The sequence below is a fragment of the Streptomyces humicola genome (assembly GCF_024436035.1).
GTDB classification, from domain to species: domain Bacteria; phylum Actinomycetota; class Actinomycetes; order Streptomycetales; family Streptomycetaceae; genus Streptantibioticus_B; species Streptantibioticus_B humicola.
The window spans coordinates 101,434-124,320 of record NZ_JANFNG010000001.1 but is presented as its reverse complement, the minus strand read 5'-3'; the positions used below and the strand labels follow the sequence as shown (position 1 = coordinate 124,320).

Sequence of the window (22,887 nt, the reverse complement as noted above, 5' to 3'; positions counted from 1 at the left end):
GGCTCACCGCACCGTGCTGCCGGGCGGGGCCGGTTCGAACCGGGGAGGCGTCGCCAGGTAGGACGGCACGCGACGCACCAACTGCGCCATCTCGTAGCCGATGACACCCGCGTCCGCCTCGCTGGAGGCGATGACCGCCAGCAAAGCCCCGCTGCCGGCCGACGAGACGAACAGCAGCGTGTCGTCGAGCTCGGCGATCACCTGGCGCACCACGGGGCTGCCTCCGAAGGTGACACTGCTGCTGCGCGCCAGCGAGCACAGGCCGGACGCGATCGCGGCCAGCTTGTCCGCCCCGTCGGGGTCCAAGCCGTGGACGTACTTCTTCAGCCCGTCCGCGCTGGCCACCAGGGCGCTGCGAACATGCGGAACTTGCTTGGCGAAGTTTGTCAACAGCCAGTCGAGATCGGAGGGTTGGCCGTACGGGCTCGGGTTCACCATGACAGCGTTGACGCTCCTTGATTCCATACTCAGTCAGCTCGTGCGATCGGTCTCGCTCAACGGGCCGTTCTGTTCATCGGCCCGGCTGAGTCCGTCCCTGAAGGCGGCCAACAGTCCGGGGGTGTGGCCGGCGACCGGCTCCGGCCGGGCTTCGCGGGCCTGACGCAGTTCGGGTGCCATGTACGAACCGCTGCGGTGCGGCAGCGGCGGTCGTGCGGCGTGGTCGGGGCCGGGACGGCCGACGGGATCGTCGCCGGCCTTCGGCGGCGTCGCGGCGGTGGGGGGCGCTGCGGGCATCTGTGCTCCGGGCTCCCGCGTGGGCAGCCGGGAGGGGTGGTCACCGTTGGCCGGTGATGTGTCGGTGGTCTCCGCCTCCGCGGCGTGGACGCCGGCCCGCTCGGCCGGCGCCGACAGCGGCGCGATCGGTTCCCGGACCTCGGCGTGTGTCGTGGTGGCGGACGGCAGGGAGTCCAGGGCCGGGGCGGCGACGCGCGTGCGATGGGCAGCGGGCGCCTCGGGGACATGGGAGCCCCGGACGGGTTCCGGGCCCTGCTGGACAGGCTGGTGCTTGTCCGGCTGCGCCTGGGAGCCCTCCGGGGCCGAGGCGTCGCCGAGGAGGGCGTGCGGCAGGACGACCACGGCCTGAGTGCCGCCGTAGATGTTGCTCTGGAGCTGTACGGCGATCCCGTAGCGCCGGGCGAGCGTCGAGACCACGAACAGTCCGATGCGACCGTCCTTGAGCAGGTCTCCGATGTCGAACCGTTCCGGCGCGACGAGCAGGTTGTTCATCCGCTGCCGGTCCTGCGGCGGCATGCCGACGCCGCGATCCTCGATCTCCAGGGCGAGCCCCGCCGCGACCTTCTGGGCGCGCAACGACACCTGGGTCTCGGGAGGGGAGAACATCGTGGCGTTCTCGACGAGTTCGGCGATCAGATGGATCACGTCGGCGACGGCGTGGCCGCGGACGGCACCCTCGACGGGTGGGATCACCTTGACTCGTGCGTACTGCTCGACCTCGGCCACCGCGGAACGCAGCACGGTGTAGAGGTTGACCGGGCTGCTGAAGCGCCGGGACACGGCGCCGCCGAGCACCGCGAGGCTCTCGGCCTGACGGCGGACCCGGGTGGCGAGGTGGTCGACGGAGAACAGGCCCTTGAGGAGCACGGGGTCCTCGACCTCGCGCTCCAGCTCGTCCAGCTCCTTGATCGCCCGGCCGACCAGGGTCTGCAGCCGCCGGGCCAGGTTGATCGAGACCTCCACCTGCCGGTGGGATGCCGCCCGCACGACGGCCGACTGGGCGGCGCGGAGCATCTGCCGCAGATCCTGTTCGAGCTGGGCGAACGGAGTCCCGGGCGCGGTGACGACGGTCTCCTCGGGCAGGGTCAGGTGCTGACCGCGCTGGCCCTGCTCCGCCAGCCTTTGCAGCTCCTCCACGCCGACGGCGACGGAGGATCGCAACTGGGATATGCGCTGCTGCACTTCGGAGTCCGCGTTGACGCTCTGCAGGCGTATCGCCCGCGCCACGGCGCTGGCCTGCCTGGCCGCGGCGACGATGACGGCCAGGCAGGCAGCCGCGGCGACGATGAGGACCACGGCCGTCATCCCGCCGAACTCAGGAGCGGATGCCGAGGTGGTCAGGTAGGTCGTGGCGGCGGCTGCCAGCACCGCGACGGTTGCGGCCGGGAGCACGCAGATCGTGACGAGCCGCGACCGGAGTCCGCCGGCGGCGCTCAGGCCGCGAGCCGGACGTTTGCCGTGGCGTCGGACGGTCAGGCGACCGGTTCCGGTACGTGCATCGGGAGCGGGGAGTTCAGACATGAGCGTCCTCGGAACATGTGGACCGGCAGACATGACAGGCTAGGCGATCCGTTCGCCGGGTGTCGCCAGAAACGAGCAGTGTTGACCCATCCACCTCGCATATGCCGTCGTCACCGGATGAGTGAGCGCCAGCACCCTTGCACATTCGGCTACTTGTCGGCCACTCGCTCTCGAAATGCGAACCCGACATGACGATCTGTTGAAGAGTAAAGCGGCTCATGCGACTGTCGGGCAACCGTTGGCCTATGCTCAACCGACAGCCACATCGGCCAATCCGGCGGTGCCGTTCCAGGGCCGCCGGCGAGAACCGTGACACGGCCGCGAACGCGCCCCTCCCCCACGCTTCCCCCACGCTGCGCGACGCGGCCTACCGTCCCATCCCGTCCCGAACCGTCCCGCCGTCCCGTTCTCTGATGCGCGGTCGGCCAGATGTCGGTGTGCGGCCGCGCTGCTGGCGGAGCTGCCCCTACACCACTTCATGGGACGCGACGCCACCAAAAGGCCAGGCACGCGATGCTCGCGATGCTTTGGCGGCGGCCGCCAAACTCGTCAGGACAGGGGCATAGGAGCTGTGGTTCAAAGGCGGGCGAGAGCGGCGAGGCCCCGGGCCGTCAGGTGGCCACGCTGGGACCGGATTTCCAGTGTCGTCGCGCCGTGCCATGCAGGGCTGCCGGGCGGACCACGTGCGCGCCGAAACGTCGTCGTGCCCGGTCCGCGGCGGCCTCCAGCTGGCGCTTCTTGTCGTCGGCCGCATCCAGCGTGAGCTGGTGGGTGGCGCCTGCGGCGTCCCGAAGGCCTTCTGCTCGCAAGGAGATGGCGCGTACGCGGGCGCGTTGCAGGCCAAGGTGCTGGTGCAGGGCGTACGCGGCCTCGGTCAGGTCGGGGGCGTGGGCGGTGGCTTCGTGCAGTCGTCGGCTGCGGCTGGTGGTTGTTCGGTCGGCGTAGCGGACGGTGAGGGTGAGGGACGTGGCGATCTGCCGTTCCGTGCGGAGACGTACGCCGAGTTCTTCGGCGATCGACAGCAGCGCCGCGCGTTGCTGGTCGGGGTCGAGTTCGTCGTGGTCGAACTCCCGGTGGGCGTTGATGGATCGGGCCGGGGCGTTGGGGCTGATGTGGTGGGGGTCGATGCCGCGGGCGCGGTCGTGCAGTTGGCGGCCGGCGGTGGCGCCGAGGATGCGCTGCAGGGTGCCGAGCGGGGTTGCGGCGATGCGGCCGATGGTGGTGAGCCCGTATTGGGCGAGGGTGCGTGCGGTGGCCGGGCCGATGCCGGGCAGGGCTTCTGGCGTCAGTGGCCTCAGGAAGGTCTCGGTGGTGTGCGGGTCGCTGCCGAGGGTGCGGATGGCGCCGGGCGGCCCGTGGTGGACGAGCATGCGTGCGAGCTGCGGGTTGGCGGCGACGCCGATGGTGCAGTCGATGGAGTGCAGGGCCAGCGCCCGCAGTCTGATGATGGCGGCGAGTTCGGCGGCGGTGCGGCCGAAGTAGCGCAGGCCGCCGCGGACCTCGGCGAAGGCCGCGTTGGGCGGGAGGGCTTCAACGAGTGGGGTGATATCGGCGAGGACGGCCAGGAGCTGTGCGAATGCCTCGTCGGTCCATGGCTCGCCGACCAGGTGGCGGGCCTGGACGTACAGCACGTGGGGCTCACGGTGATTGCTCATCCGGCGCTCCCGGGGCTGGAGTGCCACAGCTTGCGGCCGGTGGCAGTGCGGTCACCCGCGGGCTCGAGGTCGGCCCGTGGGTTCATCTCGTAGCCGGTGGGCATCCGGATGCGCCGGCCGTCGTCGCTCGACTCGACGGGCCGGGGTTCACCCGGACCACGGGCGATCTGGTCGGCGACTGCCTTACGGCCATGCTTGGTGCGCAGGCGGGCCAGATCGGCAAGGTTCCAGGCCGCGCTGCCGACAACGCTGATCGTCTCGGGAAGTCCGGAGGGGGCGGTCGGTTGCTGTGTGGTGCCGCCGAGGGGCAGTTGGCCGTCGGCGGCCGCGGCCCGGCGGGCCCGGTGCAGCTCGGCAGTCTGCAGGAGCAGATCGCGCCGGGTCAGTCCCGAGGCGAGGAAGGTATCGCAGGCGCCGACCTTGATGAGGTTCTCGACGACCGGACGGGAGGGATGGGCGCGGTGCCTCAGGTCGCGGAGGGACGTGTAGGGCCGGCCGGCGACGATCCGGGCGGAAGCTCCGCCGCGTACCGGGGTGCGGCGCCGCCGCTCGGCGGCCGCGGGCGGGGTGGTCTCGGGGACGGCGAGCGAGGCCCCGAACAGCGGGCGGATCCCCGCGGCCGTGCAGGCCTTGGCGGACCGCACCACCCCGCCGACGGTGTCGCGGTCGGTCAGCGCGAGTGCGTCCAGGTCCCGCTCGGCGGCCGCGACCGCCAGCTGGTCGGTAAGCGATGCCCCGTACCGAGCGGAGTAGCCGGACGTGGCGTGCAGGTGCGTGAAGCCCGGCATACGCACCTCCTGCTTCGTGGTTCGCCCCTCCCCGGCCTGTCTCTCGAGCCCTCCAATTACTCAGGTTATCGAAAAGACATTCGAACATGCGAGCAGCGGCGCACCGCGCCGACGTAGACTCCCGGGCGTGGCCGATGCACCTGATTGCCCGACGACCTGGCCTATTCGGTGTGGCGGGCCGGGTTCTCGTCGAGGCCGGCGAACACGCATCTGGGCGCCCGTGCGGGACCTATGGAAACCCACCGGGACCTGTCCGGCGTCCTGCTGGTGGAGGCGGATACCTGGGCAGCAAAAGAGGCCCCGAGCGGGCTGGCGTCCGACCGTTGCTGACCTGGTGCGAGCGCCGGACACGAGCACGAGGGCGAGGCCCTGAGCTCGCGGTGCTCGGGATCAGTGTCGCGGCCTCGACGGTCTGGGAGATCCTGCGCGCCACGGGAATCGACCCGGCGCCGCAGCGCACGGACACGACATGGGCTGCGTTCCTGCACTCGCGGGCCGACGCCCTGCTGTGATCACATCTACGGCTGGAGTATGCATCGTCGCCACCAAGCGCCAACCACCGCCCCAGGGTAAATTGCCTATCGAGGACAATCCGGTGTCGGGCGATGGCGCCGGAACGTGTCCTGTATGCCCATCGGTCATCCGCCCTCCTTCTGTCCCGTCGATCTCGTTGGACGAGGCAGGTCATGTGCCTACGGGCTGCATTCGTTCGCGCACCTGAAGGTGCCCGCTGTCCCGTAGGCAAAAATGTGCGTACATGCAAGGGACGGTAATGATGGTGATCAGTCGTCGTCAGTTTTCTGTTCTCGGCGCGGGAGTCGCAGCAACCACGCTTTCTGGGGCCCCGACAGCCCGGGCAGCAACCCGTAGCCGAAAGCCCGCAGTACGCAATGTCGTACTCGTACACGGTGCCTACGCGGATGGCTCTTCCTGGGCGAAGGTCATCCCGCTGCTGCAAGCGGCCGGAATGAACGTCATCGCGGTGCAGAACCCCCTCACGTCTCTCGCCGACGATGTCGCCGCCACGAACTTCGCACTGGCTCGGCAGGATGGGCCCACGGTCCTGGTCGCGCACTCCTATGGCGGCACCGTCATCTCCCAGACCGGGCTCGCCCCGAACGTCGCTGGGCTCGTCTACGTTGCCGCCCGCGCCCCAGAAGCCGGCGAAGACTTCACCGCGCTCTCCGCGAAGTTCCCCAACCCGCCGGTCAACTCCGGAATCATCACCTCGCGTGGCTTCAAGTTTCTGAGCCGGCCGGCGTTCATCCAGGACTTCGCGAACGGCGTGCCCAGGAAGGAGGCTCTCGAACTGTACGCGGCCCAAGGGCCGCTATCGACCGCACCGTCCACCACGAGCGTCGCCGCCTGGCATCAGAAGCCGTCTTGGTACGCGGTCTCGAAGAACGACCGCACCATCAATCCCGAGCTTGAGCGCTTCATGGCCCAGCGGATGAACGCCACGACCATCGAGGTCGACGCAGGCCACCTGTCGCTCGTGACGCACCCGGAAGTGATCGGCAGGCTCATTCTTCAAGCCGCGGCCAAAAGCTGATACTGACGGAGTGTCATACCTATCCCGGGGCGCCCCTATCACCGTCGATTAACCGGCGACGCGAGACGAGCCGCTAGCCCCACGCGTCTGGGCCGCCGCCCCGCCACTCGATCAGACCCGGATCATCGAGCGCCACCTCATCCAGGTGGAGACCAGCGTGACGCAGAACCGCCTCAACATCGTCCACCGACTTGGCGACGCCCACGGGCTCACCCATGACCGTCATCAGGCGCCCCCCGTGCTGCGGCGGGTGCACGACCAGCGGCGGATACTCCATACCCCAGCCTGCGGCGACCACCAGTCGGGCGCACCTGGACGGGGTACCCCTAAGTCTCCGCCCCGGGGTGTGCCCGGGAGCGGGGCTGCATCGCATCTACCGTCTGCACGGTCAGGCCGGGTCGTCGACGTGCTACAGCGCCATCCGCGCTTTGGGTACGTCCGGGCCGCTGAGTGTCGACCAAAAACTCGTGGACCGCCAGCGCCTGGGCCACGTCCCGCTGCCGAGCGAGTAGCCCGTCCACTCGCCCGCACGCGCCCCGACAACCATCGCGCCGCCTTCATCGACTGATCGGTGCGGTACCAAGAACGTTCGCCGGGTTGATCACGCGAGCGACCGCGAAAGCCGCGTGATCAATCCCGGTGAACGTATGTGGTCACCGCACTTCTAGGCGGTGCGTTGAAGGGCGATGACGGCAGCGTCGTCGGCGAGTCGGCCGCCGGCGTAGCTGAGCAGGTCGTTGCGAAGGTGGTGAATGAGTGCCTGGGGGCTGTGGTGGGGGGTCCAGGCGCCCATCCGGTCGGCGAGCGGGTAAAAGGCGCCGTTGGTGTTGCGGGCCTCGGTGACGCCGTCGGTGTAGAGCACGAGGACGTCACCGGGTTCGAGGCGAAACTCGCAGACGTCGGGGTTCGGGGTGGTCAGGCACAGGCCGAGCGGGAATGCGGGCGCGACGTAGAGCTCGGTGACCCGGTGGTTGTGCAGCAGCAGCGGGGGCGGGTGCCCGCACACGGCCATCTGGGCGGTCCAGGAGTTGTCTGGGATGTCGAGGACCAGGGCGGTGATGAAAATTTCACCGTCACGTTCCTGCTCGGTCGGCTCGGTCATGTTCCAGCAGACGCTGGCCTCCAGGTAGGACACGAGTTCCCGCAAGGTGGACTGGCGGTGGGCGGCCTCGCGGAACGCGCCGAGCAGCAGTGCGGAGTCGCTGATGGCCGTCAGGCCCTTGCCCATGACATCGCCGATGATGATTCGGGTGCCGGCGGTGGTCCGTACGGCTGCGTAAAGGTCGCCGCCGATCTGCGCCTGGTCCTGAGCGGCGAGATACATCGAGGCAACGCGCAGCGGGCCGATCCTACGCGGCAGCGGCCGCAGCAGCGCCCGCTGAGCGGCCTCGGACACCGTCCGGACCTCGGCCAGCTCCCGGCCGCGTCGTTCCCGCACGATGCTGAAGACAGTGACCACCGTAGAGATCACCACGACCGCGCCGAGCTGCGACTCGACGTTCTGGGTGGCCAGCACCCCGCGCAACAGCCCGATCGCCACCAGTGCCATCACGGTTACGACGCTGATCACCGCAATGACGCGCGGCCGGGCGAACGACGCGGTGATGGCGGGAGCCACGATCAGCAACGGCCCCAGGTGGATGTCCTGCGGCGAGAGCACATCGGCCGTGACGATGGCCCCGATCAATATCAAAGGGAGTGCCAGCAGCGCATAGTCGGCCCACCACGTTCGGCGGATCCTGCCGGGCATCTGCGGTCCCACCTCGTTAAATGAACGACGTTTCACTGTCGCTGTCTACCGCCCATGATCTCGCGCCCAGGAGATTTCGGGGTTGGGGAAAAGCGCGTCATCCACGGCGCCCCCGGCCCGCCGGGCCCCCGGGGCCAGTCGGCCGGGAAGTCGCGCCACAGCCGGCTGATCTCCGCACGCCCCACCCCGACGGCTACGACCAGACGGTGACACCGCGACGTGAAGGCCCACCAGTCACGCATGTCACACTTGCCAATACATGCAGACATTGCTATATACTGATGTCTCTACGCAGTGAACAGCCGTGCCGCCGTTGATGCACGTCTTCCGGCAGGTGTGGCACACGAGAGGGAGTCCCCGATGTCTGCCGCAACGCTGCACCGCACCCACGAAGACCACCCCCACACCCACGGCGAGGGCTGCGGGCACGTCGCGGTCCCCCACGGTGATCACGTGGACTACGTGCACGACAGCCACATCCACCGGGTGCACGGCGACCACGTCGACGAGTGCGCATCCGGGGAACACGCGGTCCACCAGGACCACGAACACCGCCACGGGGCGGGGTGCGGCCACGTGGCCGTGCCGCACGAGGACCACGTCGACTACATCCACGACGGACACCGCCACGCCAGCCACGAGCACCACTGGGACGACCACTGACGGACACGGCATGACAAGGGCGGGCCGGGGGCGATGCCCCAGGCCCGCCCTTTGCGGCAACTGCTACCGGCTTCCGGAGAGCCTCGACCTCGCCCAAGGCTCGCTGATCGAACCACTGGCATGCGCCGTACACGGCTTCGATATGCTGCCGCGTCGCCTCGGGGACCATTACCTGATCTACGGCGCCGGCACCATGGGCCTGTTGATACTGCAGCTCGCCAGGATCGCAGGCGCCGCGTCGCTGTCGGTCGTCGACATCAACGAGGACAGGCTGAAAGTCGCTCAGGGCCTCGGCGCCGACTCGGTGGCCACCAATGCCGACGCGTTCGACAGGCCCCAGGGCTGGGAGACGGTCATCGACTGCACGGGCGTGGTCGCCGCGATCGAGGACGGGGTCGGCCGCGTCCGGCGCGGCGGCACCTTCCAGCAATTCGGAGTTGCACCCAGTGCCGCTACCGCGACCTTCTCGCCGTTTAAGGTGTACAACGACGAGATCAGCATTGTGGGCTCCATGGCCGTGCTGCACAGCTTCGGCCGGGCCGTCGATCTCATGGCCAAGGGCGTCGTGGACGCCGACACCATGATCACGCACAGCTTCGCACTGGAGGAGTTCGAGCAGGCGCTGCAGACGTTCCGCGACGGCTCCGGACGCAAGATCCAAATTCGGCCCAGCGCCTGAAGATGCGTCAACCCAGAACCACAGGGAATAAGCAAGACATCATGCGGTGGCGAACCGGACCGGCCCGCGCCCGGATCTCACAGGCCGTGGAAGCGCTCGCCACGGCCCGTCGCCGACATCGCGGTGGCGCGTGCACCGAGATCCCACTCCTGCTCACTGAGGGGAGCCCTGGTGCGCTGCCCCGTCATGGACGCCACTGACGTCCTGGCGCGTACGGTCGTCAGCCGCGCCCACCCGCACTGATCGCCCGCACATGGGGTCGTGCGTGTGCCGAGAATTCATCCGTGCCGGCCAAGGGGCACGACGGGACTGGTGCAGGACAACACACGTGGGCCATGGACCCGATGGGGGCATCGGCCAATCACCCTTGTGGGCGATCACACCAAACGGGCGCTGCACCATCACTCGCCATGAAGGATCAGATGCGATCGGCAGCCGCCCATGATGCGATCGGATACATGGTCAATGATGACAACCCCAGGCAGAACGTCACCTTCCCCAGCAACGGGTCCAGCGCGCACGGCTACCTCGCACTGCCGCAGTCCGGCAGCGGCCCGGGCGTCATCGTCATCCAGGAGTGGTGGGGGCTGACCGACCACATCGCCGAGGTGGCCAACCGTCTGGCGGCCGAGGGGTTCGTCGCGCTCGCCCCCGACCTGTTCGGCGGTAGAACCACCCATGACGCCCAGGAGGCGGCCACGCTCATGCGGCAGCTGCCGGTTGACCGTGCCGTCCGCGACCTGTCCGGCGCGGTGGACTTCCTGCTCGGTCACGAGGCGGTCACCGGCGGCACGGCGGGTACTGTCGGGTTCTGCATGGGCGGCGGCTTCGTACTTCTCCTGGCCGCCAAGCAGGGAGTCAGGATCGGCGCGGCGGTGACGTTCTACGGAATCGTTCCCGGCCCGAGTCCGGAGTTCTCGAAATTGTCCGCCCGGTTGCAGGGGCACTTCGGCGAGTACGACGAATTCCTTCCGCCCACAAAGGTCCGCGAAATGGCTGCCGCCATCGAGCGGGAGTCGGGTCGCAAGCCGGAGTTCTACTTCTATCCGGCCGGTCACGCGTTCTTCAACGACGAGAACCTGCTCGGGACCTACGCCCCCGAGCAGGCCGCCCTGGCCTGGCGGCGTACTCTCGAATTCCTCTGGGCGCAACTCGGCGCCACCCGCTGACCACGAGACCGCAGACCAGCAGCTCAAGACCGGGGCACGCGCATCATTGGAGATGCGCCTGGCCAACCTAGTGTCCTGAGTCGGTAGCGGGCAGCGGCCATCGGGACTCCGCTCCCACCTGCGCGCGTACTCCCCCGGCCTCCACGCAGCACTTCGCGCCCCCCCAGATGCGCCAAACCCCATTGCACGGATCGCTGACCTCGGCGATGAGCGCGCTGAGCTGGTAGAGCGTCCAAGGATGTACGGAGCGAGTAGAACATGCGGCCGAACGAGCCGCGAAGCAAGCCGCCGAACTCTCCTCCCGCACGCATAAAGGCAGGCCAAGATGGAGGATGACGTCAGACTACCGGCGAGGGCGACCTGGCCTTGATCCACGCCTTCCAACTCCAACCACGGACAGGTCGGACCGCAGCGGCGGCATGTCGTGGCAACCGCATACAGTCAGTCCCGTCGATCACCTGCTCAGCAGTTGCGCGAGCAAGGGACGGAAGTGCGAGAAGTGCGGCGTGGGTGCCTGCGGGTCCTTGGCGGCCTCGTCCCAGCGGCGCAGGCGCACCGCGTCCGCGCCCCAGCGGTGGGCGGCGAAGGCGGCAGCCTCCGCTTCCGACATCGGGCCGCCCTGGACCACCAGGGTGTGGACGGATGCGGGCGACAGCTGGCCGAAGTAGTCGGGTTCGGCCGCGCACAGGTATCGCTTGGCGGCCACGTGCAGCCGGATCGGTTCGGTGACCTCCGGGCCGAACCACTGGGCCAGCCAGTCCGCGCCGGTGTGACTGTGTCGATTGTCCGTTCCGGCCATCAGCTCCGCGCCACTGATCTCGCCACGGAAGTGCCCGACGTCGTGCAAGAGCGCGGCCGCTATCAAGGCGGCGGGTGCCCCGGCGGCCTCGGCCAACGCTCCCGCTTGGAGCATGTGCTGCGCCTGGGTGACCTCCTCGCCGAGGTACTCCCCGGCGCCGGGCCCTTCGAATAGTCGTTCTATAATGTCGAGGATCTGGCGACTGTCATCGAGGGTCATGCGTGGTCCTGCCGGTCACGGCGGAGCACGGTCAGTGTGCTGAGCAGTCCGTCAAGGTCGGCGTAGCAGCCCTGCAGCAGGCGTCGGCCACCACTGTCAAAGGCAGTTCGCGCGTGCAGCAGGCGGGTGTTGTCGAAGATCAGGCAGTCCTCGGGAACGAGCCTGAAGTCGAGCCGGAGTGCGGGGCGCAGCAGCAGCGCGGCGAAGCGCCGGTAAGCGCGGTAGAAGGCGTCGAGTTCGACCGCGGGTAGGCGTAGCGTCGCGGTGGAGCGGTTGTTGAAACGCACCTCGCGGATCTGCCCGAGCGGGTCCACCGCGATCAGCGGGTGTTCCGCGCTCAACTCGGTGTTTTGGTCCGCGAAGCGGAAGGGTACGGGCGTGCGGGTGAGGACGGCGAAGCCCTCGGGGTCCTCGGCGCGCAGCAGTGCGGCTGCGGCGAAGCCGTCCACCAGACCCGAGTCGCCACCCTCCACCTCGTTGGCAAGGCAGTGCAGGATCTGCAGGGTGGGCACAGGGTCACGGTAGGGGTTGTCGGTGTGCGGGGTGATTCGGGCACTGGTGAAGGCCAGGTTGTTCGGATTTTCCTCGACCCGGACCTCAAACAGCCGCCCGTAGTTGGTCTCGCGGACGAAGCCGAAGCTCTCGGCGACCTCCAGCGACTTACCGCTGGTCGCGGGTACGCCCCGGAGCAGGCAGAAGCCGAGCCTGGCCACATCGCCGAGCACCCGCTCCGCCACGGCCGGATCCTGCCGGTAGGCAGTCCACTCGGCCTCCGGCAGACACCCCGTCAGGTCAGCAGCCTGCCACAGCTGCTTGGCCGTCTCGGTGCGTGGATCCGGCGGGGCCTCGGAGAGCGCGAAGGCGAACTCACGTGGATAGAAGGAGCTGTGACCGTCCGGCGCCCAGCGCACCTCCCAACCACCGTCGAGCTCCCTGGCCTCGGCCACGGCCAGGTCCTCCGGCAGCTCGTCGATCTGGAACAGCTTTTGCCCGTTGCGCGGATCGCGGCAGTCGGCGCAGCCGCAGTTGTCCCGCAGCCACAGAGGTGGCAGCAGCGTGGGGGCGGACATGAGGACCTCCTGGTTGGACGAGCCCCGAATGAAAAGTTGTATAGACAACTTTCGGCACGATCCTGTTCGGCCGACGCGACTGAGTTCGCTCGATCGGTTTGAACACCCGTCGGTGGGCCAAGACGCCCCGTTCGAGGCCCACCGAATCCGGATCGTCCCAGCCGGCCCGGGAGAGCGTTGTCGGGTGCCAAAAGTCACGCGCAATCTCGGATCAGGCGCTTTGCAGCTCCAGGCGATCACGGCCGTGCTGGCGGCTACGGCACCAAGTCTCCACGACCCGGCTGCTCCCATTAGGTTATCGGCAAGGGCAGGGTCGGCACGAGGTCAGTGCTCAGGCAGCGGATCCGACCCTGCTGGTCTGCGCCTCGTGCTCCGGCGTTGCGGCGGAGCTGCCGGTGGGATCCGTGGTGCTTCGGCGGGGGTTGCGTGGCAGCCGGAGGGTGAGGATCCGTTCGCTGTGGTGCTCTTCGTGCAGGTCGATGCGGCGGGCGTGGAGCAGTTGCCTCAGGCTGAGGACGCCTTGGACAGTTTGGTGTTCGTCCTGTGCAACGACCAGGACTCGGGTCACGGTGTGCCTGGCCATGGTGGACGCGACCTCGCGGAGGGTGTGTTCGGAGTGGACGGTGATGGCCGGCCGGGCGAGTTCGGCCAGTGGTCGCAGGTCTTGCGGGTCGCCGTGCAGGAGTTCGGCGCGGGTGACCACCCCAGTCAGGCGTCCGTCCTGGTTGAGGACCGGGTAGAGCCGTTGGGCCAGCAGTCCGTCCGCGTCCTTGCCCTGGTGTGCCGTCTGAAGCATGGCGGTGGCTTCGGCGGCAGTTTGGTCGGCAGTGAACGCGGCAACGTGGGGGGTCTCGATGTGGCGCACCAGGTGGACTTCCAGTGGGTCCACGGAGTATTCGCGTGTCAGGTGCAGGCCGCGTCGGGCGATCTTCTCGGTCAGCACGGACCGCTTGAGGACGATCACCGAGAGGAGGTAGGCGGACGAGGCGGTGATGACCATGGGGATGATGGCGTTGATCTCGTGGGTGAGTTCGAGGCAGAACACGATGCCTGTCAGTGGTGAGCGCATCACTCCGCCGAGCACTCCGGCGAGCGAGACCAGGGCCCAAAAGCCAGGGCTGACATGAGGGAAGATCAGGCCCTCGGCTGCGCCGAGGGCACCACCGATCATGAATATGGGGGCGAGGACGCCGCCGGAGGTGCCGGAGCCGAGTGACAGTCCCCAGATGAGGGTCTTGACGACCAGGATGCCGATGATCAGGCCCACTGTTGCCTGGCCGGTGAGGAGTTGACCGATGACGTCGTAGCCGACGCCGAGGGCGCGGGGTTCGATCATCCCGCCGACGCCAATGATCGCGCCGCCGATTGCGGGCCACCACATCCAGTGGATCGGCAGCTTGGCGAAGGTGTCCTCGGAGAAATACACCAGCGCGGTGGCGAGAAGGGCGAGCAGTCCGGCGACCACTCCGGCGACGATGCACAGTCCATATGCGGACATCTGCAGGTGTACCGGGACGTGCGCGCCGCCGAATATCGGCTTGGTGCCCAGGATCGGTCCGCGCACGATGGTCGCCGTGACTGCGGCGACGGCCACGGGGAGGTAGGAGCGGGGCCGCCACTCGAACAGCAGCAGTTCGACGGCGAGCAGGATCGATGCCAGGGGGGCGTTGAAGGTCGCGGCCATCCCGGCGGCGGACCCGGCTACCAGCAGGGTCTTGCGTTCGTCCGCGGTCACGCGCAGGAACTGGGCGACGATCGAGCCGACGGCCCCGCCGGTCATGATGATCGGCCCTTCGGCGCCGAACGGCCCGCCGGTGCCGATGGATATCGCGGACGAGAGCGGTTTGAGCACGGCGACGCGGGGCTGGACCTTGCTGCCGCCGATGAGGATCGATTCGATGGCCTCGGGCATGCCGTGCCCGCGGATCTTCTCCGATCCGTACCGGGCCATCAGCCCGATCACCAGGCCGCCGATGACCGGCATCACCAGGATCAGCCACCGGTGCGGCGTGTCGCCGGGCGCGCTGGTCGCGAAGCCGAAGCGGAAGTGGAAGGCGAGGTTGGTGAACAGGGCGATCAGTTTGAGCAGGCCGGCCGCCACCAGTGCCGAGGCGGCGCCGATGGGCAGCGCAAGCAGGGATATCACCACCACGCGTGGCGAGACGTCGAAGTCGCCCAGGTGCGCCACCTTCGGTTGATGGCGATGGCCGATGGGCCGCCGCGCGTTGTCCTTCTTCCGGATCCGGGCAGCATGGGCCTGCGCCACGGAACACCTCCGCTGTTCGCTGTCTTAATTGGTCGGTCGTCACAGCCGCCCGGGCTCAAGCCCCCGTGCGGACAGCACTGTCCTGCCTTTGTGACATTTGGGTTACGGGCGGCACTGCCCGTGATGGGATAAGGCCCCGTACGGGCCGGATGACCGCCGATCGCGGCCCGCACGGGCCAGTCGCCGCAGCTGTGTCCCGGTGACCGGCGCGGGCTCCGTTGCACGCGCCGCAGCCGGATGGCTGCCTCGGCGGGCGATCAGTCGTGGTAGAGGCGGGCCGAGTCAATGCGCCCGTACCGCAGTGTCCGGATCTGCCGGCCGCCGCAGGACGGGCACGTGGCCCGCGTCAGAGGCGAGGGAACGCAATGCGCGCCCACGAAGTATTGGACGTGCTCGTGTCGCGACGGATCGACGCAGTGCACGATCTCGTACTCCTGCTCCCACCCATGCCCGCAGCGCAGACAGACGAACGAATACGCTTCGTGCAGCTGTTGTCCGTTCACGGTCACCACCCCTCTCCAGTCCCGGCAGCGCCCACGCCGGGACCAGCCTGCGACCACTGTACCATTGCAGTCCGCAATAATTAAGATAGGAAGATAGGGATGTGTGTGCGCGACGATCGATGCTCTGTCCAGGCACGCGATATAAAGGCCCTATGGGACACCAGGCGAGCAGCGGTCGGCGGCCGCTCGACGCGGATGCACCGGGTGCACCGGGTGCAGACGGTACAGATCTCGATCACGATGTCGCACAGGTCACTGCTGCGGTCATGACGGCGTCCCGGTTGTTCGTCGCCTTGTCCGCCCGCGCGCTCGCCGACATCGATGCCACGCTCACGCTGCCGCAACTGCGCACTCTGGTCGTCCTGGAGAACCAGGGACCGATCAAACTCGCCGTCCTGGCGACCGCGTTGGCGGTCAACCCGTCCACGGCGATGCGCATGGTCGACAAGCTTGAGGCGATCGGCCTCGTCGACCGCCAGGTCAATCCCGGCAACCGTCGCGAGGTCATCCTGCGCCTGACCGCGCAGGGGCACCGGCTCGTCGAACAAGTGCAGGCCCGCCGGCACGAGGAGATCGCCGCGATCGTCGCCCGTCTGCCCGCCGACCAGCGCGCCGGTCTCGTGCAGGCGCTGCGTTCCCTCACCGTCGCTGCGGACGAACCCGCCATCGACCCGCTGACCGACCCGGCGTCGCACCTCGAACGCTGCTGAGCTCGCAGGCTCCGCACCGTCGCAGGGAGCTCAGTCCGTCTGCCGCCCGTGACGGGCGGTCAGCTCGCCCGGGACGCGAGCCATTGGCAGGTCTTCAGCAGCGTCTGCAGATGCTCCGGCGAGCATGCCCTGCCGCACGTCCACGCCATCTCGCCCGTACCTGGGGTAAACGACGGGTACAACTCGCGGGAAGAGATGATGTCGCCGACAGCTCCCGGACCGGCGACGGCGGCGGGCGGTGGGTCGTGCTCGCCTCAGCGCCGCGGCCGCCACGGTCAGCCAGACGGCCATGGCGAGCCAGGACAGCGCGCTTGCGGCGTCGTGCAGTGGCTGGCTGCGGATGACCGGGGACAGCGAAAGGCCTGTCAGGGCCAGCATGCCGAGGGGGAAAGCGGTGGACCAACGGCTGATGTCGTAGTGCAGGCGAGGCCATCCCGCTTCGCTCGCGGCGAGCGGGAAGTAGGCGGCGACCGCGGCCCACCACAGCACCTGCGTAATGGTGCGCAGTGCAGGCTGCGCCGCGCTCCAGATACTGCCGCCCGCGCTCACGCCGTTCAACAGCGCGGCGCCCGCCAGAGCGCTGATCGCCAGGGCGCCGCCCACGACCCACTGATCCCCGCGGCCCCGTACGAGGTGCCGGAGATCGAAGCGGACAAGGACGAGGGCGTACAGGGCGAGCCCCAGCACGAAGGCGGCAGCGGCCGGGAACGCCAGCCACCGATCGCCCGTTCGCCGTGCGAGTTGGGCGGCCAGCACAGCAAGCGATTGCGTCGAGACGCAGACCAGGAAACTTGACCCCGTGGCGGGGGTCTGCCAGTGCCGCAGAACCCCCGGCAGCAGGACGATCCACAGCAGCGTCGCGATGATCAGCAAGCCCTGGGCGAGTGCTTCCTGGCCAAGCGTCAGGGTGCGGGATCCCAGCACAGCTGTGCCGGCGACCAGAGTGAGAGCCGGCGGCAGGTCGGCCTCGCGGGTCCATCGGGCCGGGTCGAAGACCGGGCAGGCGGCGAACGCCGTGATGAGGACGACCCATACGGTCGCGGTCACGGCCAGCAGGGCATCGGAGAGCCACTGCGGCCCGGTCATCCCGAAGCACAGTGACAGCACGCCGCCGGCCATCACCGCCGCCGCGGCGCCGGGCGGTTCGGCGAATGCCAGCCGCCTGGCCGCTGCGACGATGCGTACACGTGCTGTCACGGGCTCCATCCGGTCGCTGGTATGGAGGTCTGCTTTCACGACTGACGCCGCAAGGGGCGGTCCCGGTGTCAGCCGGCCGCGCGGCGGGTGCGCGGGCGGCGCAGCCAGAACCCGATCAGCTTCGGCGATGCGGAGGCACCTGCCATGCTCACCGCCGCGATGAAGACCACCGGACTGCGAACGGCGACTGCGGCGACCAGCAGCAGCGCGGCCAGGAGCAGAAACAGTGCGGTGGCCAGGAGAACGGCGTGGCGGCGCAGGAGCAGGCGCGGGAGGCCTGTGCGCAGGGGTGTCGCCTTGCCGAAGGAGCTGAGCATCAGCGCAAGCTGCGGGTCGTGCTCGGTCAGTCGCTCCTCTATGTCGGCGAGGACCCGCCGGTCGTGCATGGAAAGACTCATGGGAACCTCCCGGGGGCGATCCCCGTGCCGCAGGGCGCGGCCGGCCGCGGTGGTGCGAGCCCGGGCCGCGCCGGTTCGGCACTACTTCTTGCCGGTGGTGCGATCGGCCGCCCTCACCATGGCCAGAGTGGCCAGTCCGAGGGCGCAGGCGATGCCGCCGATCCAGCAGTTGTTCCAGACGATCCCCGGCGAGGCGCCGTGTCCGGCGGTCACGACCCACGGCGAGATGATCACCCAGACGCCCATGGCGGCGACGGTCCAGCTCAGCCGGAGCATTCTGTCGCCTGCCAGGGTCATGCCCAGGCCGATGATCGCCAGGGTGATGCCGACGATGAGGTTGTTCACGGTGATGTCGGGCAGCGCGTGGAAGTGCACGACCCACGGTGAGATCGCCGCGTACAGCCCGGTCAGCAGGATCAGTCCGTCGACGGCGACGGCCTGGCGGCCGCCCGCCACCCGGGCATAGCGTTCCCGCATCTCGGCCACATCGGGGTGACCGGCAATGTCGGGGCGATGGGAGAGGTCAGACATGCCGCTCGCTTCCTCTCAAATGCATTAGATCGTGCTGTGAAGTTCATCTGGTCGCGTGCCCGAACCTGATGTGCCCGGATCACGTTGACGGAGGGCGTCGAAGATGCGCTGTGCGCCGCGCACGCCCCGAAGTGATGCGCCTGGGCGTCAGCAGACGTGCAGGCGAGCGGCCTGCGCGACGTGTCCGGTCTGGTATTCCCATCCCTGCCCGCACCGCGGGGACGTGAAGAAGTCGCCTCGCGGATGGTTCAGTGTCCATGAGCATCACCCCTTGGATGGCTCCGGCCGCCCCCGAAGCCGGTCCGGAGCCACGTTCCCTATTGTACTATTGCGTCCAGCAATGATGCAGTACATTCTCGCGAGTATGAGCTGATCGCTCGGTCGCTGTGGGCCGCGGCCAGACGGGGAGAAGGACGCCATGAGGCAGCACAGCAACGACGCACCCGCATCCGATGCGGACCGTGCGGACCGTGCGAGCCGTGCGAGCCGTGCGAGCCGTGCGAACCTGGACGGGGCCGTGGCGGACGTCGCAGCCGCGGTAATGGCTGCGTCCCGGTTGTTCGTCGCGATTTCTGCGCGCGCACTCGCCGACATCACTCCTGCCTTGACCGTGCAGCAGCTGCGGACCCTTGTCGTCCTGGAGGCCCAAGGACCGATCAAGCTGGCGGAGCTCGCAGCAGCCCTGACAGTCAACCCCTCGACCGCGATGCGAACCGTCGACAAACTGGAAGCGCTCGGCCTCGTCGACCGCCAGGTCAATCCCGGCAACCGTCGCGAGGTGGTACTCCGCCTGACCGCGGACGGCCGCAACCTGGTCGCGCAGGTGATGACGCGCAGGCACCAGGAGATCGCCACGATCGTGGCGCGCCTCCCGGCCGACCAGCGCACTGGCCTCGTCCAGGCGCTGCAGGCACTCATCACCGCTGCGGACGAGCCGGCCATCGACCCCCTATCCGCTCCCGATCTGTTCATCGATCACCCGTGACCGCGCGGGGCGTGGTACGGCATAGCGAGATGCCCGTACAAAACCCGGCCCAGACACTCGAAGGACGGAACGCCGCTCACCGGGCAGCACGAGCGCGCGACTGCGGAACGCTGCTGCCGCGAAGATCGGGTACGCCATTGTGACGATCTTCCTCGTCGCCTGGCTGGGCAGCGTGGCCTGGTGGAAGGTGCGACGTCTGGAACAGCGCTACGGAACGAACGTGGTGCGTTCGGCCGAGTCGCGAGGGAGCCGGCACGCCGGTGTCCAGGCCGTGATCCATCACGAGCTCTGCCATCACCGGCAGAGCATTTCCCGGCCTGACGGCACGTACGCGACGACTCCGTTGCCGCCCGGGGCATCGGCCCCGGTGACCGGACGTCCTCTCCCGGAACGCGCCCCCTACTGCTCCGGGAGAGGACCCTGCGCGTCTCTGCGCGTCTCTGCGCGTCTCTCGGGACGAGAGCATGCATCCCCCGGCGAGCACCCCCCGGATCAGCTCAGCGTCAGCGGCCTTCCGCGACCCCCGAAAAGATCCCGATGCCTTCCGGGACAGGGCGTTCGGCGCCGCCCGTCGGGTGGTTACGCACGGTCACCCGACTGCTGCCGGGAGGACGGGCGACCAGTGTCGTCGAGCCTCCGCCATCGAGGTTCACGGCCGCGACCGCGCCGAGCCCGTGCATGACGTCGGCGAGTTCGGCAACGGTCAGTCCGGCGCCGCTCTCCGCACTGCCGTCCAACGCCAGCAGATACAAGCGCCGTCCGCCGTTGCCGTATCCGGCAGCCGTGCGCGTTGCCGCCGCCGTATCGTCGAGTCCGGCGAGCGGCGTGCCGCCCCGGAGGATCGGGAAGCCGCCGACAGCGAACCGCAGCGGCACGTGATCGCTCGCCATGAGGTGCGCGCCGACGCGGACCGGCTCACCCACCCTCAGCCGGCGCAGTACCTGCGCGCCGGACTCCCGGCCGAGCAGCACCACTGTGCCCGGTGCGATGGGGCCGGCCCCCGGCTGCGCCGACACGGCCCTCACCCTCCCCTGACGCAACGTCACCTCATATGCGTCCGATGTGCATGGCGCAGCCCGGTCAATGTCGGTGCCGCACACTGCGCGCTCCCGCGAGACCTGCCCCCATTGTGAGGTGTAGGCGCCGACGCTGCCGACGGGCAGTGCGTACTGGTTGAAGCCGCCCAATGGAACCGATCCGCCCGGCCAGGACGCGGAACCTGCGAGCGCCAGCCGGTCGAGGCGGGCGACGCCGTCGTACGCCACCGCGATCACGTCCTGCGCCGAGTCGCTGGGCGGCATCGCCGGGCCGAAGCGCTGTCCGTCCGGTACCGCCGCCTTGAGTTGTACCCCGTGTCCGATCGCCGGACCATCGGCGGCACCGGTGGCCGCCACGTCGGCATGCTGCGCCTCGGTGATGTCGAAGAAGTCGCCGTTGACTCCCGCGACGGCGCCTTGCGCGTCGGCCATCTCGCTCAGCGGCTCACGCGCGGTGACAGCTCCCGGGGTCAACAGGTCGACGGAGACATGGCGGTTGCTCAGGTCGGCGGTGAGCAGGTGCCCGTATGCGACATCTCGCGTGGTGGTGATCGAGAACGACTCGTACTCCACCCCGGGCGCGATCCAGGTCGCCGCGCCGAGCCGTAAGCGTTCGACGGCCGCGGCGTGCACCGTCCCGGCACCTGCCAACAGCGCCGCGGTGGCGGCGAACACCGCCATCACCACAGCAACGCGGCGCGGCCGGATCAGGTCGGAACGAGCATGCGTGCGGTGCGTCATGGCTCCCCCACCGGTCCGCCATCAGCCGACAACCACGGCATGGCACCACACCCTCGGGCAACCGCGAGCGGACAACTGGCATATACCCGCTGACCGTTCGAGGAATTCACGAGGTCACGCGCGACCGCGGACGAAGGATCCACCGGCCGGCGGTGCCGCCCGGCTCACGGGCGAGGTTCGGGCCGATCCCTATGCCATAGGTGAATTGCGGTGGCAGGCCAGGCCTTGCCTGCTCGGAAGGGTCTGTGGGCGGCGGCTGCACGTTGGTTTCAACTGGTCATGCAGACGAACACACGGCGCACCAGCCGCTCGAACTGGGACGGGAGCTGGGGACGGACGCTGTCCCGCCGCACCCACCGAAGTCGTGGGTACGACGCGCGTCAGGCCCTGTCCGCCGGGTCGGAGCCGAAGCAGGTCGATGACACCCGCGCCACTCTCGAGCGCTTCGTCGGTCATAGCGTCCTGGCCGAGTCCGTCCCCGGCTTGTTGACGACGCCCCGCCCGTGCACCCGCACGGAGTGGCGTCAAGCCGCGGCCCAAAGTTGAACGAACACTCCCAAAACGTCCAGTGACGACCTCCCGTGAGCACGGGTTCGCCCATGCCCAACCTCCTCATGGGCGGGTGTGAGGGTTGTCACTCGGTGGCCTCCAGGGGCGCGAAGCGTGCGTAGCGTGTCCGCTCACAACCACTGCGAGGTTCAGGGACCCTCGCTCCGCTATCGACTGACGACGCGCCTGCCGGTCACGTGCGGCGGTCTGCCACCGCGTGTGCGTGTGACCCGTCAAGTGGCGCCGGAGGTCGTGCGGGTAGAGCACCCGCGTTCTGAGAGAGGCGTTGATCTCGATGACGCCGTTGTGGGTGATCGCACGTGGTGCCGCCCTGGAAGCCGGCTGGGCTGCAGTCCGGGTGGCCGGGATCCCGGCGGAACTGACCGCCGGTGGGCTGAGACGTCTGGCCGGGCGACTGGGCCAGTCGGCACCGAGGCCGCCGACGTCGTGCGAGGTGGCAGCGTCGGCCGGGCCGGGGCTGCCGGTACTGCTGGTCCACGGGTTGGCGGACCGGCCATCGGTCTTCATGGCGTTGCGCCGCGGGTTGCGGGACTGCGGCGCAGGTGCGTTGATCTCGGTCACCAACGGAGTGCTGCCCGACATCCGCCAGGCGGCTCGGACACTGGGCGATCAGGTCGAGCAGGCACGCGTCGACAGCGGCGGCCGACCCGTCTGTGTCATAGGTCACAGCCTGGGTGGGCTGATCGCCCGCTACTACGTACAGCGGCTCGGCGGAGACGCGCACGTAACGCTGCTGATCACCCTGGGCACACCGCACGGCGGCACCACGGCAGCGGCATGGGTCCCTGCCCACCCGTACCTGCGCCAGATGCGGCCCGGGAGCGACGTGCTGAGAGAGCTCGCCGAGCCGGCCGTCGGCTGCCGCACACGGTTCGTCGCCTTCTACAGCGATCTGGACGAGGCCGTCATCCCGACCAGCAGGGCGCGCATCGACCATCCGGACCTGGACGTTCGCAACGTCCTCGTACGCGGAGTCGGCCATCTGTCCCTCCCCATCCACAGGCCGGCCATTGACGAGATCCGCACACTGCTGGCCGACATCAGTGCGGTTCCCCCGAAGGGGCAACCCGGTCAGGCAGCGGGATGACCACGCTCTCGATGGCGACGTCAGCAAGCAAAGGTGGGTCGATGCATTGACGCGTGCGGCCACCGCCTGGCCCTCGGTGACCGGCACACGACACGGTGATCACTCGTAGTCGCCAGCTCGGTGCCGTACGCTGCTGTCCGCGCGATTCTTCGCCCGCGTCACCGCGACCGGCACCCGCCGAGTAAGCCGCCACAGTGGCCCACGGACGACTCGAACAGGTCGAGCCCCACGACCGCCTCGGCGTGGTAGCGCACCGGGCCTT

General features: G+C 68.9%; 19 protein-coding genes and 2 pseudogenes. 8 read left to right on the top strand and 13 right to left on the bottom strand.

Features of this window, described 5'->3' with window-relative positions; translation table 11 throughout:
• Window positions 1-3: 3 nt before the first annotated feature.
• The 4 genes and pseudogenes from NGB36_RS00625 to NGB36_RS33595 all read right to left on the bottom strand — a co-directional run.
• Window positions 4-438 carry a roadblock/LC7 domain-containing protein gene (locus NGB36_RS00625; protein ID WP_255918006.1) on the bottom strand — a complete coding sequence of 145 codons (435 nt, stop codon included), beginning with the start codon at window positions 436-438 and terminating at the stop codon, window positions 4-6.
• Window positions 439-471: 33 nt separating this feature from the next.
• On the bottom strand, window positions 472-2,256 hold the full coding sequence (locus tag NGB36_RS00620) for an ATP-binding protein (RefSeq protein WP_255918005.1): 1,785 nt from the start codon (window positions 2,254-2,256) through the stop codon (window positions 472-474).
• A 611-nt stretch (window positions 2,257-2,867) separates the two neighbouring features.
• Complete coding sequence (locus NGB36_RS00615) at window positions 2,868-3,911, bottom strand: DNA polymerase Y family protein (RefSeq protein ID WP_255918004.1); 1,044 nt, start codon at window positions 3,909-3,911, stop codon at window positions 2,868-2,870.
• Between the two features lie 515 nt (window positions 3,912-4,426).
• Window positions 4,427-4,699, bottom strand: a pseudogene (locus NGB36_RS33595) (PHP domain-containing protein); the annotation flags it as partial.
• Between the two features lie 323 nt (window positions 4,700-5,022).
• Here NGB36_RS33595 and NGB36_RS00600 point away from each other — a divergent pair.
• Both NGB36_RS00600 and NGB36_RS00595 read left to right on the top strand, forming a co-directional pair.
• Window positions 5,023-5,208, top strand: a pseudogene (locus NGB36_RS00600) (integrase); the annotation flags it as partial.
• Between the two features lie 248 nt (window positions 5,209-5,456).
• Entirely contained in the window at window positions 5,457-6,251 is a 795-nt protein-coding gene (locus NGB36_RS00595; RefSeq protein WP_308288783.1) for an alpha/beta fold hydrolase, read from the top strand.
• 73 nt (window positions 6,252-6,324) lie between these two features.
• Here the strand turns inward: NGB36_RS00595 and NGB36_RS00590 are convergent, their stop codons facing one another.
• Window positions 6,325-6,468, bottom strand: coding sequence for a hypothetical protein (locus NGB36_RS00590; RefSeq protein ID WP_308288782.1), 144 nt, complete (start codon window positions 6,466-6,468; stop codon window positions 6,325-6,327).
• Window positions 6,469-6,915: 447 nt separating this feature from the next.
• Window positions 6,916-8,001: a PP2C family protein-serine/threonine phosphatase gene (locus NGB36_RS00585; RefSeq protein WP_255918003.1), complete on the bottom strand. Its 1,086-nt coding sequence runs from the start codon at window positions 7,999-8,001 to the stop codon at window positions 6,916-6,918.
• A gap of 360 nt (window positions 8,002-8,361) precedes the next feature.
• On the opposite strand from NGB36_RS00585, the gene NGB36_RS00580 reads away from it, so the two are divergent.
• The 3 genes from NGB36_RS00580 to NGB36_RS00570 all read left to right on the top strand — a co-directional run bounded on the left by NGB36_RS00580 (window position 8,362) and on the right by NGB36_RS00570 (window position 10,512).
• Window positions 8,362-8,664, top strand: a complete 303-nt coding sequence (locus NGB36_RS00580) for a hypothetical protein (RefSeq protein WP_255918002.1) — start codon at window positions 8,362-8,364, stop codon at window positions 8,662-8,664.
• A gap of 142 nt (window positions 8,665-8,806) precedes the next feature.
• On the top strand, window positions 8,807-9,343 hold the full coding sequence (locus NGB36_RS00575; protein ID WP_255918001.1) for a zinc-binding dehydrogenase: 537 nt from the start codon (window positions 8,807-8,809) through the stop codon (window positions 9,341-9,343).
• Between the two features lie 458 nt (window positions 9,344-9,801).
• A complete protein-coding gene (locus tag NGB36_RS00570) occupies window positions 9,802-10,512 on the top strand; it encodes a dienelactone hydrolase family protein (protein ID WP_255918500.1) in 711 nt (236 codons plus the stop codon).
• 454 nt (window positions 10,513-10,966) lie between these two features.
• Here NGB36_RS00570 and NGB36_RS00565 read toward each other — a convergent pair whose 3' ends face one another.
• The 3 genes from NGB36_RS00565 to NGB36_RS00555 all read right to left on the bottom strand — a co-directional run bounded on the left by NGB36_RS00565 (window position 10,967) and on the right by NGB36_RS00555 (window position 14,866).
• Complete coding sequence (locus tag NGB36_RS00565) at window positions 10,967-11,530, bottom strand: phosphonate degradation HD-domain oxygenase (RefSeq protein WP_255918000.1); 564 nt, start codon at window positions 11,528-11,530, stop codon at window positions 10,967-10,969.
• Window positions 11,527-12,600, bottom strand: a complete 1,074-nt coding sequence (tmpA, locus tag NGB36_RS00560) for a 2-trimethylaminoethylphosphonate dioxygenase (RefSeq protein WP_255917999.1) — start codon at window positions 12,598-12,600, stop codon at window positions 11,527-11,529. The genes NGB36_RS00565 and tmpA overlap by 4 nt, the downstream gene beginning before the upstream one ends.
• A 331-nt stretch (window positions 12,601-12,931) precedes the next feature.
• Window positions 12,932-14,866, bottom strand: coding sequence for a chloride channel protein (locus NGB36_RS00555; RefSeq protein WP_255917998.1), 1,935 nt, complete (start codon window positions 14,864-14,866; stop codon window positions 12,932-12,934).
• Between the two features lie 769 nt (window positions 14,867-15,635).
• Between NGB36_RS00555 and NGB36_RS00550 the strand changes: the two genes are divergently transcribed.
• Window positions 15,636-16,079 (top strand): MarR family winged helix-turn-helix transcriptional regulator, encoded by a 444-nt coding sequence (locus tag NGB36_RS00550; RefSeq protein ID WP_255917997.1) that lies wholly within the window; start codon window positions 15,636-15,638, stop codon window positions 16,077-16,079.
• A 30-nt stretch (window positions 16,080-16,109) separates the two neighbouring features.
• Here NGB36_RS00550 and NGB36_RS00545 read toward each other — a convergent pair whose 3' ends face one another.
• From NGB36_RS00545 to NGB36_RS00535, 3 genes are all read right to left on the bottom strand, one after another.
• The gene (locus NGB36_RS00545; RefSeq protein ID WP_255917996.1) at window positions 16,110-17,276 is read right to left on the bottom strand and encodes a tellurite resistance/C4-dicarboxylate transporter family protein; all 1,167 of its coding nucleotides are present in this window, start codon (window positions 17,274-17,276) and stop codon (window positions 16,110-16,112) included.
• Between the two features lie 68 nt (window positions 17,277-17,344).
• Window positions 17,345-17,674, bottom strand: a complete 330-nt coding sequence (locus tag NGB36_RS00540; RefSeq protein WP_255917994.1) for a DUF3040 domain-containing protein — start codon at window positions 17,672-17,674, stop codon at window positions 17,345-17,347.
• An 81-nt stretch (window positions 17,675-17,755) separates the two neighbouring features.
• Window positions 17,756-18,205 carry an SPW repeat protein gene (locus tag NGB36_RS00535; protein WP_255917993.1) on the bottom strand — a complete coding sequence of 150 codons (450 nt, stop codon included), beginning with the start codon at window positions 18,203-18,205 and terminating at the stop codon, window positions 17,756-17,758.
• 418 nt (window positions 18,206-18,623) lie between these two features.
• Here NGB36_RS00535 and NGB36_RS00530 point away from each other — a divergent pair, with 418 nt between their 5' ends.
• Window positions 18,624-19,190 carry a MarR family winged helix-turn-helix transcriptional regulator gene (locus NGB36_RS00530; protein WP_255917992.1) on the top strand — a complete coding sequence of 189 codons (567 nt, stop codon included), beginning with the start codon at window positions 18,624-18,626 and terminating at the stop codon, window positions 19,188-19,190.
• A gap of 503 nt (window positions 19,191-19,693) precedes the next feature.
• Here the strand turns inward: NGB36_RS00530 and NGB36_RS00525 are convergent.
• On the bottom strand, window positions 19,694-20,968 hold the full coding sequence (locus NGB36_RS00525) for a phosphodiester glycosidase family protein (RefSeq protein WP_255917990.1): 1,275 nt from the start codon (window positions 20,966-20,968) through the stop codon (window positions 19,694-19,696).
• An 844-nt stretch (window positions 20,969-21,812) separates the two neighbouring features.
• On the opposite strand from NGB36_RS00525, the gene NGB36_RS00520 reads away from it, so the two are divergent.
• Window positions 21,813-22,625 (top strand): esterase/lipase family protein, encoded by an 813-nt coding sequence (locus NGB36_RS00520; RefSeq protein WP_255917989.1) that lies wholly within the window; start codon window positions 21,813-21,815, stop codon window positions 22,623-22,625.
• The last annotated feature ends 262 nt before the right edge of the window (window positions 22,626-22,887 follow it).